Below are 2597 nucleotides of genomic sequence, written 5' to 3' on the forward strand. Positions count from 1 at the left end.
ATTATACCATATACCGTGCTGATAATATTATGAAGGAAAACGATTTACTGTCGCTTCCGGTGGTCTATCATGAAAAACTGATGGGTGCGGTTTATCTATATGACATTGTAAACCGGTCATATGGATATGTTAAGGACTATTATAAACCGGGAATTTCCTATGTTAAACTGGATAACAGCGCGGAAAATGCATGGGAACTTATGATGAAAAACAGGACCAAATGGTGCGCAGTGGTAGATAATGGTAAATTTATGGGTATAATAACACTGGAATCGATTCTGGACAAATATGAGGAAAATGTAAAAATCATAAACATGGGTGATTCAAATTGAAAATTATGGTTAGCTAAACTTCCAACCAAAATATAAATAATATAATTGAGATATGGATTATATGGAAGTGAAGATGCCAAGACTCAGACGTATATTTATATTATCATTCATTATAGAACTCGCTGGATTTGCTATAATATCATCTCTGCCAATACACAATCCTGCGCTTTATTCCAGTTTTAAATCCCAGGATCATGCAATAGTTTCACAGTCATTTTTTCCCATGTGGTTAAGCATATTTCCTCATAACCTCCTTATTGCCACAATAGAATTCATACCTGTAATAGGAATACTCATGTTCGGTTTTTCAATAATATCAACAGCCAGTGTAATTGCAGTGGAAGGAACTGCCACACATATTAATGGCTTTGCAATATTTGCAAGCCTCATGATGTTTCCACATTCCTGGCTGGAACTCCCGGCATATGCTGTTGCCGTAAGCACAAGCGTATATATATTGTATTATCTACTAACTAAGAAACTAAAAACCAATTACATGAAAATCATATATATGTATATCTTTGTCGTAATAGAACTTGCATTTGCAGGAGCAATAGAAACATCTGAAATTATTCTGGAACGATCGCCACATCCGTTATATTCTCTTTATATGTGGATACCTGCAGTGCCAATTATAATATTTCTTATATGGCTTTACAGGCGTATGGATTCGGATGAATATAAATCCGGAAAAAAGAAACCTGAGGAACCTGATCTGTATGATTTTAATCAATTTTAAATATTTAAATTATATAATCCTTTATTGAAAATAGGATATTTTGGAGATCCGGGAGCATATAGCAATATTGCAGCAACCAGAATGGCTTCAGGCCAATACGTTCCGCTGGATTCAGTTCGCGCGGTTTTTATGGCATTAAAAAGCAATAATATTGACCTTGGGGTCGTACCTATCGAAAATTCCATTGAAGGTGCCGTAAACCAAACATATGATTTTCTGTTTAAAATGGATTTTCATATCGTCAAGGAGTATTATCTGCGAATAAAACACTGCCTAATAGGATATCCAGGCACAAAAACCCATGATATTAAATATGCCCATTCACATCCTCAGGCACTTGCACAGTGTTCTGATTTTATATATTCCAATGGAATAAAGCCCATAAGCGAATATGATACGGCAGGCAGCGTGAATATCATAAAGAATTTTAATGACCGTTCCCATGGTGCTATAGCCAGTGAAATGGCGGCCGAATTAAACGGAATGCATATTATTGAAAGAGATATAGAAAATAATAAGTTTAACTATACAAGATTCTTTTTAATCTCCGCAGCACCAAATAATCCCGAAAATCCATCAAAGGCATCCATTGTGTTTTCCACAGAAAACAAGCCCGGTGCTTTGTATAATGTATTAAAAATATTCAATGAATACGGAATAAATATGACCAAGATCGAATCACGCCCGGTACAATATAATCCATTCAATTATCTGTTCTTCATAGATATCGAAAATAATGAGAATTCAAACATGGCTATGAAAGAAGTAATGAATGTGGTAAATCCATTTAAAATGTTGGGAAATTATAAAATTGCACCAATATTAGAATATTAGTACGTGACTTTACATCTATTTTATTTTCATTGACCTAGGAATACCATTTTTCAATGCTTTCCAAATGCTATGGCGTGGGTACACTAATCTTTAATCATGTTTTCCATATTCATTGTTTTACCTATGAGATCAGAGATCTCTGATTTGCATTCTATTGTCACGTTATTGTTCAATAATTGTCTGCATTTTTATATCGTATTAATTTTAATATTTTATTTATTATTTGGGTTTTTCAGAATAGTATGTCACATATGACACAATATTTATATAAAACTATGTCTTATGTGACATAATGATTTCAGATGAGGAATTTATCAGTATTTTATCGGATTACAATTTCTGGGGGAAAAAACCTTATACAGGTATATTAAGGGAGTTTTATATAAATAAAATACTTAAGATATTAAATGGAATAAATATAGTAACTGAAAGTGGTCTGCGCAGATCCGGAAAATCATTCATATCCCTGCAGGTTGCCTCATCATTTATCCAGAATGGTTATAATCCGGAGGATATATTAATTATAAATTTTGATGATGAAAGGCTTGATAATAATATTAAAACCCTTGATAATATATATAACGCATACAAAAAACTGATTAAAAAAACAGATAATAATGTAATAATAATTGATGAGGCACAGGAGGTATCCGGCTGGGAAAAATTTGTTAGAACATATCAGAAAAAAAAAA

The 2597-nt window shown here is 32.9% G+C and carries 4 protein-coding genes; all 4 read left to right on the forward strand.

Annotation, left to right across the window (positions count from 1 at the left end; genetic code table 11):
• Positions 1-332, forward strand: a 332-nt coding sequence (locus tag AMDU4_RS07235; RefSeq protein WP_290704528.1) for a CBS domain-containing protein, incomplete at its 5' end; no start/stop codon positions are given.
• 61 nt (positions 333-393) lie between these two features.
• Positions 394-1071 carry a stage II sporulation protein M gene (locus AMDU4_RS07240; protein ID WP_021787329.1) on the forward strand — a complete coding sequence of 226 codons (678 nt, stop codon included), beginning with the start codon at positions 394-396 and terminating at the stop codon, positions 1069-1071.
• A 24-nt stretch (positions 1072-1095) separates the two neighbouring features.
• Entirely contained in the window at positions 1096-1905 is an 810-nt protein-coding gene (gene pheA, locus AMDU4_RS07245; protein WP_021786787.1) for a prephenate dehydratase, read from the forward strand.
• A gap of 292 nt (positions 1906-2197) precedes the next feature.
• A partial coding sequence (locus AMDU4_RS07250; RefSeq protein ID WP_021787330.1) for an AAA family ATPase occupies positions 2198-2597 on the forward strand: 400 nt, incomplete at its 3' end.

Source organism: Ferroplasma sp. Type II (assembly GCF_000496155.1).